15 protein-coding genes are annotated in these 14,889 nt (G+C 52.4%); 8 read left to right on the top strand and 7 right to left on the bottom strand.

Going from position 1 to position 14,889, the window contains the following annotated elements:
• Positions 1 to 71 precede the first annotated feature (71 nt).
• On the top strand, positions 72 to 2,135 hold the full coding sequence (locus HA50_RS11210; protein ID WP_139810978.1) for a prolyl oligopeptidase family serine peptidase: 2,064 nt from the start codon (positions 72 to 74) through the stop codon (positions 2,133 to 2,135).
• Here HA50_RS11210 and exoX read toward each other — a convergent pair.
• The gene (exoX, locus tag HA50_RS11205; RefSeq protein ID WP_084875346.1) at positions 2,129 to 2,797 is read right to left on the bottom strand and encodes an exodeoxyribonuclease X; all 669 of its coding nucleotides are present in this window, start codon (positions 2,795 to 2,797) and stop codon (positions 2,129 to 2,131) included. The genes HA50_RS11210 and exoX overlap by 7 nt on opposite strands.
• A 3-nt stretch (positions 2,798 to 2,800) precedes the next feature.
• Positions 2,801 to 3,031, bottom strand: coding sequence for a DNA polymerase III subunit theta (locus HA50_RS11200; protein WP_084875343.1), 231 nt, complete (start codon positions 3,029 to 3,031; stop codon positions 2,801 to 2,803).
• A gap of 152 nt (positions 3,032 to 3,183) precedes the next feature.
• Between HA50_RS11200 and copC the strand changes: the two genes are divergently transcribed.
• From copC to HA50_RS11185, 3 genes are read left to right on the top strand one after another with little or no spacing between them, the layout of a single operon-like run.
• On the top strand, positions 3,184 to 3,561 hold the full coding sequence (copC, locus tag HA50_RS11195; RefSeq protein ID WP_084875341.1) for a copper homeostasis periplasmic binding protein CopC: 378 nt from the start codon (positions 3,184 to 3,186) through the stop codon (positions 3,559 to 3,561).
• Positions 3,561 to 4,442 carry a copper homeostasis membrane protein CopD gene (gene copD / locus HA50_RS11190; protein WP_084875339.1) on the top strand — a complete coding sequence of 294 codons (882 nt, stop codon included), beginning with the start codon at positions 3,561 to 3,563 and terminating at the stop codon, positions 4,440 to 4,442. Before copC ends, copD begins: the two co-directional genes overlap by 1 nt.
• Before the next feature lie 33 nt (positions 4,443 to 4,475).
• A complete protein-coding gene (locus tag HA50_RS11185) occupies positions 4,476 to 4,823 on the top strand; it encodes a YebY family protein (protein ID WP_084878481.1) in 348 nt (115 codons plus the stop codon).
• A 281-nt stretch (positions 4,824 to 5,104) separates the two neighbouring features.
• On the opposite strand, the gene HA50_RS11175 is transcribed toward HA50_RS11185, so the two are convergent.
• Positions 5,105 to 5,419, bottom strand: coding sequence for a DUF1493 family protein (locus tag HA50_RS11175; RefSeq protein WP_084875335.1), 315 nt, complete (start codon positions 5,417 to 5,419; stop codon positions 5,105 to 5,107).
• A gap of 320 nt (positions 5,420 to 5,739) precedes the next feature.
• On the opposite strand from HA50_RS11175, the gene HA50_RS11170 reads away from it, so the two are divergent.
• The 3 genes from HA50_RS11170 to HA50_RS31535 all read left to right on the top strand — a co-directional run bounded on the left by HA50_RS11170 (position 5,740) and on the right by HA50_RS31535 (position 7,992).
• On the top strand, positions 5,740 to 6,927 hold the full coding sequence (locus HA50_RS11170) for a hypothetical protein (RefSeq protein ID WP_139810919.1): 1,188 nt from the start codon (positions 5,740 to 5,742) through the stop codon (positions 6,925 to 6,927).
• Between the two features lie 479 nt (positions 6,928 to 7,406).
• A complete protein-coding gene (locus HA50_RS11165) occupies positions 7,407 to 7,727 on the top strand; it encodes a hypothetical protein (RefSeq protein WP_084875331.1) in 321 nt (106 codons plus the stop codon).
• A gap of 97 nt (positions 7,728 to 7,824) precedes the next feature.
• A complete protein-coding gene (locus HA50_RS31535; protein WP_167379245.1) occupies positions 7,825 to 7,992 on the top strand; it encodes a hypothetical protein in 168 nt (55 codons plus the stop codon).
• A gap of 62 nt (positions 7,993 to 8,054) precedes the next feature.
• On the opposite strand, the gene HA50_RS11160 is transcribed toward HA50_RS31535, so the two are convergent.
• Positions 8,055 to 8,333, bottom strand: coding sequence for a DUF6388 family protein (locus tag HA50_RS11160; protein ID WP_084875329.1), 279 nt, complete (start codon positions 8,331 to 8,333; stop codon positions 8,055 to 8,057).
• Between the two features lie 537 nt (positions 8,334 to 8,870).
• Here HA50_RS11160 and HA50_RS11155 point away from each other — a divergent pair.
• On the top strand, positions 8,871 to 9,518 hold the full coding sequence (locus HA50_RS11155; protein WP_084875326.1) for a metallophosphoesterase: 648 nt from the start codon (positions 8,871 to 8,873) through the stop codon (positions 9,516 to 9,518).
• Between the two features lie 3 nt (positions 9,519 to 9,521).
• Here HA50_RS11155 and rsmF read toward each other — a convergent pair whose 3' ends face one another.
• The 3 genes from rsmF to yebS form a co-directional block, all read right to left on the bottom strand.
• Positions 9,522 to 10,940 (bottom strand): 16S rRNA (cytosine(1407)-C(5))-methyltransferase RsmF, encoded by a 1,419-nt coding sequence (rsmF, locus tag HA50_RS11150; protein ID WP_084875323.1) that lies wholly within the window; start codon positions 10,938 to 10,940, stop codon positions 9,522 to 9,524.
• 80 nt (positions 10,941 to 11,020) lie between these two features.
• On the bottom strand, positions 11,021 to 13,660 hold the full coding sequence (locus HA50_RS11145; protein ID WP_084875320.1) for a PqiB family protein: 2,640 nt from the start codon (positions 13,658 to 13,660) through the stop codon (positions 11,021 to 11,023).
• A complete protein-coding gene (gene yebS, locus HA50_RS11140; RefSeq protein WP_084875318.1) occupies positions 13,629 to 14,873 on the bottom strand; it encodes a membrane integrity lipid transport subunit YebS in 1,245 nt (414 codons plus the stop codon). The genes HA50_RS11145 and yebS overlap by 32 nt, the downstream gene beginning before the upstream one ends.
• Positions 14,874 to 14,889: the final 16 nt, after the last annotated feature.

Raw genomic sequence — 14,889 nt, 5'->3', positions numbered from 1 at the left:
CAATGGCTTGGCTTCGCGCCCAATCGGTGCCACGCTTGCAGAATGTTGTCTCTTCAGGGAAATGAACCATGATAAATCAGCCTCAGGCGAAAAAAATCCCCCATCAAATGACCCTGCACGGGGAAACGCGCACGGATAATTACTTCTGGCTACGTGACGATGACCGGCAAAACCCCGAGGTGCTCGACTACCTGCATGCCGAGAATGATTACGGCAAAGCGATGATGGCATCGCAGACGCATTTACAGGATCAGGTGCTGAAGGAGATCATTGACCGCATTCCGCAGCAGGATCATTCCGTCCCCTATGTCAAAAATGGCTATCGTTATCAAAGCCGTTATGAAAGCGGCAATGAATACGCAGCGTATTATCGTCAACCCAAAGAGGCTGACACCGATGCGGAGTGGCAGCTGTTGCTGGATGGCAACCAACGCGCGTCGCACAGTGACTTCTATACCATGGGCGCGCTGGCAATAAGCCCTGATAATCAGGTGATGGCGCTGGCGGAAGATTTTCTCTCACGCCGCCAGTACGGGGTCCGTTTCCGTAATCTGCAGAGCGGCAGCTGGTACCCCGAGGTGTTAAGCGATGCATCGTCCAGCCTGGCGTGGGCCAACGATTCACGTACCATCTATTATGTGCGTAAACACCCGCAAACCTTGCTGGCTTATCAGGTCTGGCGTCATGAACTGGGTCATCCGCAATCTGACGATCAGCTGGTTTATGAGGAAAAGGACGATACTTTCCACCTTAGCGTGCACAAAACCACCTCCGAGCACTTTATTCTGATCGCGTTATTCAGCACCACCACCAGTGAAATCCAGCTGATTGATGCGGAATACCCCGATGCACAGCCCCAGGTGTTTTGTCCGCGCCGTCGCGATCATGAGTACACCGTTGATCACTACAATCATCAGTTCTACATCCGCTCCAATCGCGAGGGTAAAAACTTCGGTTTATACCGCAGCGCCTGGCTGGCGGAGAGCCGTTGGCAAACGCTAATCCCGGCGCGCGAGCAGGTGGTGCTGGAGGATTTTCAGCTGTTCAAGCATTGGCTGGTGGTTGAGGAGCGTTCCCGCGGCGTTACCAGCCTGCGGCAGATTCACTGGGAAAGTGGTGAAAGCACCGGCATCGCGTTTGATGATCCGACGTATGTCACCTGGCTGGCCTACAATCCCTCACCGGACAGCGATACGCTGCGCTATGGCTACTCGTCGATGACCACGCCAACTACCCTGTTCGAACTGAACATGGAAAGCGGCGAACGACGGGTGTTGAAGCAAACGCCAGTACCGGGCTTCAATCCTGACGACTACAAAAGTGAACATCACTGGATCTCCGTTCGTGATGGCACCGAAGTTCCGGTTTCGCTGGTGTATCATCGCCAGCACTTCCAGCCCGGCAATAATCCGTTGCTGGTTTATGGCTATGGCGCTTATGGCAGCAGCATGGACGCCAGCTTTGGCACCAGCCGCATCAGCCTGCTGGAGCGCGGATTTGTCTATGCGATTATCCATGTGCGCGGCGGCGGTGAACTGGGGCAGCAGTGGTATGACGATGGCAGGCTGCACAACAAGATCAATAGCTTCACTGATTTTATTGATGTGACGGAAGCCCTGGTGGCAAAAGGATTTGGTCACCCGCAACAGTTGTATGCCATGGGGGGCAGTGCCGGAGGCTTGCTGATGGGGGCGGTGATTAATATGGCACCGCAGCTCTACCACGGTGTAGTGGCGCAGGTGCCGTTTGTTGATGTGGTGACGACCATGCTCGACCCCTCAATCCCACTCACTACCGGGGAATATGACGAGTGGGGCAACCCCGAACAGGCGGAGTTTTATCACACCATTAGCCAGTACAGCCCCTATGACAATGTGGCCGCACAAGCTTATCCCCATCTGCTGGTGACCACCGGCTTGCACGATTCACAGGTGCAATACTGGGAACCGGCGAAATGGGTGGCGAAACTGCGTGAGCTAAAAACCAATGATACGTTGCTGCTGCTGTGCACGGATATGGATTCCGGCCACGGCGGAAAGTCGGGCCGCTTTAAATCCTATGAAGGGGTGGCACTGGAATTTAGTTTCCTGATTGGCCTGGCACAGGGCGTATTACCCGATCGCAGCGACTACTGACCCGTCTTCACATATTTACGCAGCGCCTGCCGCAACGGTGGGCGCAGATCGCGCACGTTCTCCAGCACCCAGCGCAGATAGCCAGGATCTTTGCGCGCGATGCTGCCGATGCTCTGTCCGCGATATTTGCCAAACGGAAAAACATCATCGGCGACCGGTGCGGGTTGGCAGCGACTCACCATTTGTGCCGCGTCCCAGCCGGATTTTTCCATAATGCGAATCAGCAAGGCGGCGGTGACATAGCAGTCATACAACGCGCGGTGCGCATGCAAATCAGCCGGTGGCGTCACATCCAGCTTCAGGCTATGGCGTAGCGCCTGGTTGCCATATTTCTGGCCGGGCCACAGCTGGCGCGCCAGCGTCATGGTGCAAATCCATTCACCAGGCATTTCTGGCAGCATCCGACGATCAAAGCTGGCGTTATGCGCCACATAATGAGCGCTGCCATGATAGCGGCCAATCGCCTGTTCAATAGGCGGTTTATCCGCCACCATGGCTTCGGTGATGCGATGCACCGCCATTGCCTCACGGCTGATTGGACGATCCGGGCAAACCAAATCACTCATTGGATTGAGGATTTGTCCGTCAATAACGTCTACGGACGCCACCTCGACCACGCCCCCCTGCAAACCGCAGGTTTCGGTATCGATAACTCGTAACATAGGTTATTTCTGCTTCGGTTCGTAAGGCAGACGGGAAAGGCTGAGTGACGCCTGGCGATAATGCATCAAACGCTGGCGAAACCACTCACGTAGCGCTTGTGGCTGCTCCCGCTCCACCAAATCGGCGACGACCGGCATATTGTAGCGCTCTTTGAAAGCCACTCCGGCGGCAGCCAGATCGACATTCACTTTGTCTTTCTCTTCCTGCGACAGCAGGGCAAGGTTTTGACTCATGCTTTTCTCCTGTTAACAGGGGCAAAAGTAATGTTTTCATCGTTAAGGATCAAGGGAAAAGGGATCGCATTGCAGGTCTCGACACCCGAAGATCAGCAGCGTATCCTGCTGCCACGCTTGCGGTGGATTGCCGCAATAAAGAGGATGACCTGATGAAGAAGACGACCCTATCCCGCATTGCGGCGCTGTTGCTGGCATCATCCACGCTGGCATTTAGTCAGTTTGCCCTGGCCCATGCTCACCTTAAAACGCCGGTTCCGGCTGACAAATCAACCGTTGAAACCTCGCCGCAAGCGCTAACGCTGACCTTTACGGAAGATGTTGAACCCGCTTTCAGTGGCGTGGAGATCCGTAATGCGCAGAACCAGGTCGTGCCAGCAGCCAAGGCTACGCTCAATGATAAGCAACATGATCAGCTGATTGTTCCGCTCAGTCAGCCGCTGCCTGCCGGTAGCTATCAGGTAAACTGGCACGTGCTCTCGGTAGATGGTCATAAAACCAAAGGCAGTTACACATTTAGCGTGAAGTAATGAGCCTGGGTACGCTGTGGATCAGCCTGCGGGCATGCCATTTTCTATCCGCGTTGTTGCTCACCGGCAGCGCGTTCTACACCGCACTGCTGGCACCGAAGCGTTTCCGCCCGATACTGGCGCAACGCCTGTCAGCCATCCTGAAGTTAAGTGCGGTAGTCAGTTTACTCAGCGCCGTGCTGATGCTCGCTACGCAAACGGGCCTGATGAGTGGTGACTGGCAAAACGTTGCGGCCAGGGATACCTGGCTGGCGGTTCTCGGAACGCGTTTTGGTCAGGTGTGGCGCTGGGAGATCCTGTTTGCCTTACTCAGTGTGCTGGCATTATTGCTGCGCGGCAACGTGCGACAGCAATGGTTGTTGCTGACCGGATTGTTGCAGCTCATCACGTTAGCCGGGGTAGGGCATGCGGCGATGCACGATGGCTGGCAGGGTACGTTGCAACAAACCAATCATGCATTACATCTGATATCGGCGGCGTTCTGGAGCGGGGGACTGCTGCCACTCCTGCTGCTGATGCATGAAGCACGCAAGATAGCGCACCGCACCGATGCCATCCGCAGCATGATGCGTTTTTCCCGCTATGGGCATTTAGCCGTAGCGCTGGCGTTGTTAACAGGCATCTTCAATAGCCTATTGATTGCCGGATCACCACTGCAATGGCACCAAACGCTGTGGAGTGAGTTGCTGATTACCAAGGTGTTGTTAGTGATGTTGATGGTGACCGTTGCGGTGTTCAACCGTTACTGGCTGGTGCCGCGTTTTCGCCTGGCAGGCAGCCGCGCCTCCACGATTTTTATTCGCCTGACGCAGTTCGAACTGCTGCTGGCGGTTGTTGTTATCGGGCTGGTTAGCGTCTTTGCCACGCTGGCTCCAGCCTGAATCATCTATACCGATTGAATGTATGAGGACGACATTTTGCTGAAGAAACTGATTCCAGCTTGTGTGCTGCTGACCCTGTGCAGCCAGGCGATGGCGGCACAGATTATTACCATCAGCCGTTTTGAGATTGGCAAAGACAAATGGCCGTTCACGCGTGAAGAAGTGATGCTGAGCTGTGAGAAGGATGGTGCGTTGTTCGCTATCAACCCCAGCACGCTGTTGCAGTACCCGTTGAATGACAAAGCCGAAGCAAACCTGAAATCAGGCCGTGGCACCACAGAGTCCATCAGTTCAATTCAGGCGGAAGACAAAACCCATCCGGGACAGAAGATGAGTCTTGAGCCAATTATCGCCCGCGCTCAGGCGCTGTGCAGTCAGTAATCCCTGTCTGAGAGGCGTGGCAACCCGCTACGCCACCTTCCTGCGCTATTCTGCCGTCGCGATCACAGAGTCGGCAGCTTTCCTTCCCTGATGTGATGGTTGGCTGGAAAATAATCACCTGTGGTCTACCTTTAAAAGGCAAGGCGACCTCGCCTGCATTAATGCCAACTTTTAGCGCACGGCTCTTCAAGAGCCATTTCCCTGGACCGGATACAGGAATCGTATTCGGTCTTTTTTTGTCCGAAATATTTGATTGCTGCCCCTCATTCGAAGGGCAAATGTCACGAATAAAGCCAGCGACCGGCCTCAGCAGAGGCAATCAGCATCTTAACGGTGAGTTCTGTCGGTGCGTGGTGGTCCGTGCGCAGATACCGGGGTAGTATCGCATTAGGAAGGAAACGGATCCCCGCGTTGGGAAAATAACGGTTAAATTCAAAGCCGGTCATGTCTACACCCAACATCTCGGCATATTCATCAATAAAATCGCTGGCTTCTTCCGATAGCACGCTCATTTTCCCCGTGCTGAGTGATGCCTCTTCCGGCATTTCCCAGAAGTACTTTTTCAGCAACATCTGTACCTGTTCGGCGGTTTGCATGGCGGGGTTATCCTCGTTCGCCGGTGATTAGCATGTAACGATAGACGACGTTATGCGTGATGATCGGCAGATCATAAATGGTAATAACCGTGGCTATCTAAAGCACTTATCGACCTATATACCCCCGAAACTTCTTCAAACGCTGGCGAATCATCAGCCAGATTTATGGCGAAAAGGGTGCCAATGTGGATTAGCTTGCACAGGATTGCGTTAATGTTTTCTTATGTGTGCATATTGAGTACATTATTACAAACAAGGCATGGATACAATCTGGAGCTGTCCACCAGCGGATCGGCAAGCAATTCATTAATAGGAATAAAATGCGTAAAGAATATTTGATTTTAGGCTTCGTTTTGCTTATTACGTTAATTTTCCCTTCGGTGGTTCTATATCTATATCGAGAGTATGTTATGGGAATGCCTGTTACGTTCTCTTTTGAGGGCGTTTCTCGTGATTCAGGGAAATGGTCAGATTTTGGTTCTTTGCTTTCTGGGTTATTTACTTTAAGTGGTGCAGTCGCTGCTTTAGCCACACTGCTATTTGCAATTTTTCAAAATAGACAGCTCTCCGATGAGGCAAAAAAACGATCTGTGATGGATCAGGAAACGGCTAAAAAGAATGAGAGTTTTATGCGTTTTCAGCTGGAAAGAATGAATTTTGAAAAATTCAGGATGCATCAGTTAATGTTTAATGACCTGCTGGATAAGGTGGAAGTTGATGCATTTAATAACTTTGCATTCAAAGCCAGGATGATTTTTTACAAAAAAATCTTCGCAACTAACTCATTCTCGCAGTGCGACACCAGGGTAGATTTGACATATGTGAAAGCCGGATCATTAAAAGATATACTCAACTGCGTGGAAGGTATCAATTCTAAGATGAAATCAGGAGAATACCTCGACTCACCCCATGTGCTGGTTGATGACATATCTACTCTCCATTCTCTGCTAATGTTAACGGTTGAGAGAGCTGCAAAGGATGGAGACATCATATTTGCAGGTAAGTTTATTGTACTGAATGTGATTGACTTGCATAATGACTTTGTGTTTCTTGCAGATGCGGTAAATGCACTTTGTACTTTTTGTGAAATTGATACGAGGGTGAACTTAACGACTAATCTTAGTCTCGGTAAAACCATTATTGCTCTGGTTAACTATGCAAACCATTTCGATTTCTCTAAAGTTCAGTTTTCAACCTATCCCTATAGCTTTAAAAGTGAATTATATATTCGTGATCTTACAGAGCTTCACAAAATTTTCACGATAGATAAAAATCTACCAATGTATCCTTTTTTCAAAAACCTCAATAATTACATTCTTGATGCTCTTGGAGCGTCAAACATTCATCATGTGACTTCTATGGATGGTTATTTGCTCTTTTTAGACTCCTTTAGACAACGCGTCGCTTCAGCCATTTCAGAAGCGATGACACATGATGTTAATTTCTTTAAGATCGGAGAATGTTATTTAGGTGAAATAGATAAAATGCGTGCTCGGATTAAGAATTGAGTCTATTGATAACCCGTTCTTCAACTGGATAATTATCCTCTTGACCTAAGCCTGATAGTGGCCGCGCAGTCAATAAAGATGCACTTGAGCCATGTCCGTTCATCGTCACTTCAGTAACGACGGAACGCCTCATACCCAATGGTTGTGACTGACTTCACGAACACGAGTAAAACCGCGGTTGTGGGGGTATATTTTTAGGATAAATCTGAGATAATTCATTTGCCCCTTCAAGAGCTAAGCCATAGCGAGTGCCGGAGATAAGCGCCGGGTGGGGTACTAATCATTGGCAAAGGCCGCAGTAATGCGGCCTTTTTCATTTTTACCTACGGTTTGTTCCATGCCTCATCGCCCGCAACCCTGTCAGAGATGAACAAAACCTGTCTGCGGGTGTTAATCACTCGATTAGGATCTTTTCGCTGTGGTAGCTTAACGGCAAACCAGCCATACATATGCCGCCGACCAGGATGAGAAGAACCGCAATGTATAAACCTGCCTGCCTTTTTATCATCCTGCTGCTGAGCGGATGCGCACTGAAACAGTACCCGCAATCTGCAAAGGTCAGCGATGAAGAGGCTAAAAATGATGATTGCGCGACATTGCAGCAGGAAATCGTCAAAAGCCATGGCGTTCAGCAGCAGATTGCAAAGACCGGGCAGTTTGATGCGCTTACGGTGATTGGCTTTGTGGGGGATTTCGGTATCGGCAACGGGGTTGCTAAAGCCAGAGCCAACCAAAAGGCCACCGAACGATTGCAGCAACTGGAAGCGCTGGAGGCGGTACGTTGCCACAATGCATCATAGATAGCTGTCCACTCGCAAATATCCTGAGAGCCTGCCCGCCCAAAAAATGGTATAAGAGTGGCGCTTTATTGTTGTTGCCTGCTTATAAGGATCCTCCATGGCAAATACGCAATACCTTCTCTGGGTGATGATTGGCACATTAACCTTATTATCGGTGTTTATTTCCGCGCTGGTTGGTCGGGCTAAATCGCCGCGGCTGGGTTTTATTACCTTTGCGGTATTATTTCTGGGCTTTATGGCCGCGATTTTCTTTATCACGCGCTAGCTGATGACTTATCCTCTGCTGCAGGTTGCCGCGCTGTTAGTGTGGCAACCATGCCTGGTGGGTTACGAAGCGGGGCGAAGTGCCTTACGGTGTTGTGCGATAAGTTGGTCGGCGAGATAGCGATCATCTTCGTGTTGAGTAATGTAATACTCGTAAGGATCTTTTATACCCAGACTCTCAATATATTCCAGATGAGCACGTTTTATTTCGCGGTTAATATATTGCACTTCATCCATCCCCATATCATCAGCATAAACCGGGGCTTTGCTTTTAATCTCAGCAATTAACGGTTTGTTATTTTGCATAAACGTTTCCAAATCAATCTTATAATAATCTTTCATAAACGGCTCCCTCTCAAACTACGTTTGATTAAGCCTGGCAAAAAACGGGGAAGCTATGTGGCTGTGGATGCTTACCATTTCATCTCACCGTTACCAACAGGCAATGATCAACGTCAAATGCTAACAATTTGATTTATATAGAGATTTGTTGTCAGGTTGAGGTTTTTAATGAGAATGATAGTTAATATCATTTAACTTGATCAGAATACTCCGAAGAACTACAGTAGCTGCCGTCCCTCGCAGAGCTAACACCTTTAATGAGTGCCGGAGATAAGCGCCGGAAGGGACGTTCATCGGGGCTGCAGGATGCGGCCGCTGCTGAATCTGCCAGCGACATCACCCCTATCCCACCACCAGCAAATGTACCAGCCGCGCAAGCGTTTCCAACAGCAATAAGCTGCCGATAAAAATAACTACCAATACGCCAATAAATTGTTTACGGCTGTTCACGCTTCCCTCCGATGCCTGCAGGTCGCCAGGCTATACTTTAAGCCGGATTCACTAAACTTCCAGTAAACCAGCTTTCAGGAGACCAATATGTTTTATCAAACGGTCAATGCGGAAGCATGGCGCCATATCTGGGTGGTTGGCGATTTACACGGTTGTCGTACTCAGCTTGATTCGCAATTGATTCTGCATCAGTTTGATACGCAGCAGGATTTATTAATTTCCGTCGGTGATTTGATCGATCGGGGGCCCGACAGTCCCGGTTGTCTGGCATTGCTGGATGAACCCTGGTTTCGATGCGTGCGCGGCAATCATGAACAGATGGCTATCGCGGCGTTGCGGGGCGAGGACCCGATGTTGTGGCTGATGAATGGGGGTGAATGGTTTTGGCAACTGCGCGGCAGTGAGGTCATTACTGCGCGTCATGCATTAAGACGCTGTGCTGAATTGCCGTTGATTTTGCATCTGCAACTTGCCGACCGGGTGGTGGTGATTGCCCACGCGGATTATCCGGCCAGTCACTACACGCTGGGGCAGGAGGTTGACTGGCATCAGGTGGTGTGGAGCCGCGATCGTCTGGGGCGACATCAGCGCGGTAACTCGGCAGCAATTGAGGGGGCCAGCGATTTTTATTTCGGCCATACGCCGCTGGAGCAACCGCTCAACGCTGCCAATCAACATTATATCGATACCGGTGCCGTATTCGGCAACCGGCTCACGCTGGTGCAGCTGCAGTAACCTTTAGCGGAACAAACGGCCATCGCGCACCAGCTCGCGTGGGTAGCTATTCTTGATACGATTGCCGACCTTTTTGGCCAGGCCGAGTGTCTGCTGCTGCCAGGTCACAATCACCTCATCCCGCTCGGGCAGGTGCTCCGGATGGATATCCTGACCGCGATACCAGCTTTCCGCTTCGGCTTCCGTCAGCGCAAAGGCCAGCGAACTATCCGGCTGTGCCAGAGCCACCACGGCTTCATGTTGCCAGCGAAACCCTTTCGGGAAGGTTTCCGCGAGTTTTAGACCGATGCGCGAAAAGCGCACTTTACCCAGCCAGCTTTCCAGCGCGGCGGGGAACAGCCACAACTCTTTATCACGCTGCCATAACAGCAAATTATCGTCCCACTGCAGGCCAACTTTTGCTGCCGCCTGCATCACTTCAGCCGTCAATTTCCGGCTGGCAGGGGAAAAGGGGAGTTTGCCGACTTTATAAGTTGGAACGGGTAATGCCGGTACGCTGGCGGTTTTACGCAGACGTGCGACAAAGAAGCCTTCGCTGTCGAAAAGCTGCGGGAACACATGCAGGAAGCCCTCCGGCGTCAGCGCCTTTTCAGCACCCGCGAACAGGCCATTCAGCGGTAAAATTTCGACAGCATCAGGATAACGTTGCTGTAGCCAGCTGATGACCTGCTGATTCTCAATCTGGTTGAGCGTACAGGTGGAATAAATCAGCGTGCCGCCAGGTTGCAGGGCGTGAAAAGCGCTGTCAATCAGGTCGCGCTGGGTGGCGGCGATGTCTTCAGTGCTGGCCAGGCTCCAGTTACGCAGCGCATCGGCATCTTTACGCACCACACCTTCTCCGGAGCAGGGGGCATCCAGCAGGATGGCATCAAACTGCTCGGGCAATGCCGCACCAAACACGCGGCCATCAAAATGGGTCAGGGCAACATTGCTGACTCCACAGCGGCTGATATTGGCATGTAACACCTTTACCCGGCTGGCGGAGTATTCATTGGCCAGAATCGCGCCATTATTGTGCATCAATGCCGCCATTTGCGTGGTTTTGGAGCCAGGTGCTGCGGCAACATCCATCACCTGACGCGCGTCGGGCGCGGCATCAAACAATGCCGTGACCGGCAGCATCGAGCTGGCTTCCTGAATATAAAACAACCCGCTGAGATGTTCTGCCACGCTGCCCAGCGGCAGCGATTCGTCGTCGCGTTCAATCCAGAAGCCTTCAGCACACCAGGGAATGGGCGTCAGTCGCCAGCCGTAATGTGCGGTACTTGCCAGAAAATCAGACACGCTGATTTTTAAGGTATTCACACGCAGGCTGCGGCGTAACGGTTGCTGGCTGATGGCGAGAAAACGTTGCAGTTCTTCATCGTTGGGCAGGCTGGCACGCATCAGCGTGAGGAAATCTTCAGGAAAACGTTCGGACACGGGTTTCTTCCGGGGATAGCAAACAGAGCGCGAAGTGTAACACGCGAAAAAGAATCGGGCAGCCAGGCTGCCCGATTTGCTTAGGGTTGTGCGGGGTCGGGAATCGCGGTTCCCCAGTTGCGCCAGTCTTTCGGCGCTTCATCCTGCAACAGGAAGTGTTTGTTCGCACCCGCCTGCGGTGCCAGTGGGACGGTTGGTGGGGTGGCAAACTGAATTCCGCCCTGAATAAATTGCTGGAAGGTGCCGGTTTTGACCACGCCGCCAATCAGGCCGAAATTCAGGTTATAGCCGGATGCCAGCCAGAACACCGAATTGTTGCGCACCAGATGCTGATACTTCTTACTGATGCGCAGCGCTACCTGGACACGGTCCGCCATATTACCCAGCGAGGTGCCGGTGACGGTACCCACTTCTACACCACGGAACAGCACCGGTGTACCCACCGAAAGCGAACCCGCCTCTGTCGCGTCAACAAAGATCGTCAGACCATTGAGATAACGCGAATCGGTAATGGTGCTGTCCTGCAACTCAAAGGTACGAGCCTGAGCGCCTTTACCCGGATCAACGTTGACATAGGGTTGCAGCAACGTCTCAAGATGGTTGACGCCAGCGGCAGAAATCTGTGGAGAAACCACGGAGAAACGACTGCCGATGCGGGCGAAGTCCTGGACGTATTCCGGATACAGTACCGCTTTTGCCACTACCTGGTTGTTATCGGCACTCAGTGAAAGCGACTCGACCTGGCCGACGTTAATACCGAGATAACGAATTGGCATGCCGGCTGACAGCTTGCTGGCATCATAGGTGTGCAGCGAGATCTGGCTGCCAACAGCGCGTGCGGCGGTTTCCGAAGCATAAAGCACCCGTTTCACCCCTTTGGCCGCCTGGGCACCGCTCAGGTTATCGAAGCTGATGGCACCTTTCAGCGCGCGGTTCAGTGGTGATGCCTGCACGGTCAGACCGCTACCATTCAACTGCACCTTGGCCCCCCCCTCAGCCCAAAATACGCTTTCACTGGTGAGCAGTTTGCGATACTGCGGTTCGATATGAATCGAGATTTCAAAAGCATCGGCGCGCGGTATAACATTCACCACTTCACCCACCTGGAATTTACGATACAGCACCACAGAACCGGTCTGGACATCAGGCAGGCTGCTGGCTGTCAGCTTCAGCGTGGCAGGGGGCTGATCGCCAATAATCCCTTCTTCGGCACGTTCGGCATCACCATACAGTGGATAACGGTTCTGCGGGTTGCCTTTGGCCCCCGGCACCAGACGGATGCCGCCATCCACCCATTCACGTGCGCTGGCACCCAGTACCTGCATGCCATCAAGACCGAACTTCACGTCAATACGGCTGTTAACGATAAATTTGCTGTCACCGTGCACCAGATGGCGATATTCCGGATTGATGGCCACCACAAAACTGATGCCTTTTTCGTCCAGTTCCCGTGAGATCACCTGGCCTATCTTCATGCCGTAGAGCATCACCGGTTGCCCGGCGTCGATACCATAGGTTTCTGGCGCATTGAGTTGCAGCGTCAGAACATCCGGTTTTTGCAGCAAAGATTCACTGGCCGGTAATACGCTAAAGTGATCCTGTGGCTGGCCTTCACCGGGCACCAGTTCAAAGGTATTGCCGGTTAACAGGCTGCTGAGATTAGTATCTGTCAGGCTGATTTTTGGCGAGCGCATTTCAATGCGGGTGCCCGTGCGCATCAATCCGGCGACAGACGGGTCAACGGTCAATTCCCCGGTCACTTTACCGCCAGGCAGCAAATTCAGTTTGGTTAAGGTGCCCACTTCCAGCCCCTGATACATCAGCGGTGTGCTGTCTGCTTTCAGGTTATCACCGCTCGGCAAGTCGAGGCTGACCTGCACCCCACGCTGGCTTTGTGCCAGGTCGGGATAGAGCTGATAGTTTTCATCGGTGTCGGCTTGCTGGCCTTCGTTGGGGGAATCGAAGGCAATAGCACCATTAACCAGCGCCGCCAGACTCTCCAGCTTGACTTTGGCACCACTCAGGCTGACATCAGCGTCAACGCCAGAGACGTTCCAGAATCGGCTCTGCTTTTTCACCAGATTAATGAAGCGGCGCTCAATCAATACATCAATGGTCACGCCATCAGTATTGCTATTGATGCTGTAGTCATAGACCCGGCCAACCGGAATTTTGCGGTAATACACCAGCGAACCGGTATTTAGCGAGCCGAGATCGGGCGCACGCAGATGAATCAACAACTCACCCGTATTCACACGGTATTTCGGTTGCGTATCCAGCGCCGTAAAGTGTTCCTGCGGATTACCGCTGCCCGGCATCATGCTGATGTAGTTGCCTCCCACCAGCGCATCTAACCCGGAGACCCCGGCCAGCGAGGCTTTCGGCGTCACCAGCCAGAACTGGGTGTTGTCGCGGAGTGCGTCACGCATGTCGCTCTTAATGCTGGCTTTAATCTGGATGCTGCGATAGTCATTGCTCAGCACGATACCCTGCACCGTACCCACTTCCACACCCTGATAGCGAATAGGCGTACGCCCCGGCACGATACCGTCCGCAGTCTGGAAGTTGATGGTGATGATGGTCCCGCGTTCCTGATAATTGGTCCATAACAGCCATGCGGCAATCAGCAGGGCGATAATGGGCAGTAACCAGAACGGCGAAATCTTGCGTTTATTTCGCAGATTTGCGCTAGTCGGTGTAGTCGGCGTTTCCTGTTGCATGTGCATCCCAGATCAGGCGGCTGTCAAGCCACTCTACAGCCATAATGGTCAGGATCACTGCCGCGCCAAAATAGAGCGCGGCGGGTCCCATGGTAAATGCCAGCAGCTGGTCACGATTGACCAGCGACATGGTTAATGAAATGACGAACAGATCCAGCATCGACCAGCGACCCACCCAGGTCACGGCACGCAGCAAGCGGATGCGGGTTTTCAGCCCCTGTTCACATTTGAAGTGAATACTGAGCAGCAGCGTTAACATCACCAGCACTTTGGTAAAGGGCACCAGGATACTGGCGATAAACACCACCGCTGCCACCGGAATATTGCCGGAAGCCAGGCCGAGAATACCGGAAAAAATGGTGTCCTCGCGCCGTGCCCCGTTAACATACACCACTGAAATCGGCAGCAGATTGGCAGGAATGAGCAGTACGATGGAAGCAATTAACGATGCCCAGGATTTTTGCAGGCTGTGGCGGCGGCGATAATCCAGCGGCGTATGGCAGCGGGTACAGCGCCCGCGATCATCAGCCATACCGGTGTGATGACAGTTCAGGCAAACCTGCCATTGCTCAGGCGGTGAGGTGGGCACTGACTGCGGATAATAATGCTCCCACAGTTGCTCGACATTAAGATGAATCAGCGTCAGCACGCTAAGTACCGTCAGCGCAATATACGCCACCATGCCATAACCCACCTCCAGCGAGGCGTAGTCCTGAACTTTAATCGAAGCCACCGCGACACCGACCAGGTAGATATCCAGCATCACCCATTCTTTCAGCTTCTCCAGCATCAGCAACACCGGACGCAGATTCATCCCCAGCGCATGACCGATGCCCAAATAGCTAATGCCCGCCACCAGCGTCATGGGGGCGCCAATGGTGCAAAACGCCACGATGGATGCGGTGATGACATCGCCTTGCTGCGTCATCTGTATCACCCCTTCCAGCAGGCTGGCATTAATGCGCATACCCAACAGCCGGATATCCACCAGCGGCAGGGTAAAAGCGAACGGCATCAGCATCAGCATGGTGACCGCCATGGCGGTCAGACGCGTCATTGACCAGTCAAAACCACTTTGAATACGAGCGTGACAACGCGGGCAGTAGGCCGCCTGATGCGATTTAACATCCGGTAAGGAAAAAAGGGTATCGCATTGCGGACAACGCTGATAACGTGCGTGGGGCAACGTCTGGCTGATAGCGTGAATTTTCATAGGGTGACGCAAGTGG

It is taken from the genome of Pantoea cypripedii, assembly GCF_002095535.1.
In the GTDB taxonomy this organism is placed as follows: domain Bacteria; phylum Pseudomonadota; class Gammaproteobacteria; order Enterobacterales; family Enterobacteriaceae; genus Pantoea; species Pantoea cypripedii.
The sequence above is the reverse complement of the archived record's forward strand: the minus strand, read 5'-3'. Positions and strand labels throughout refer to the sequence as shown.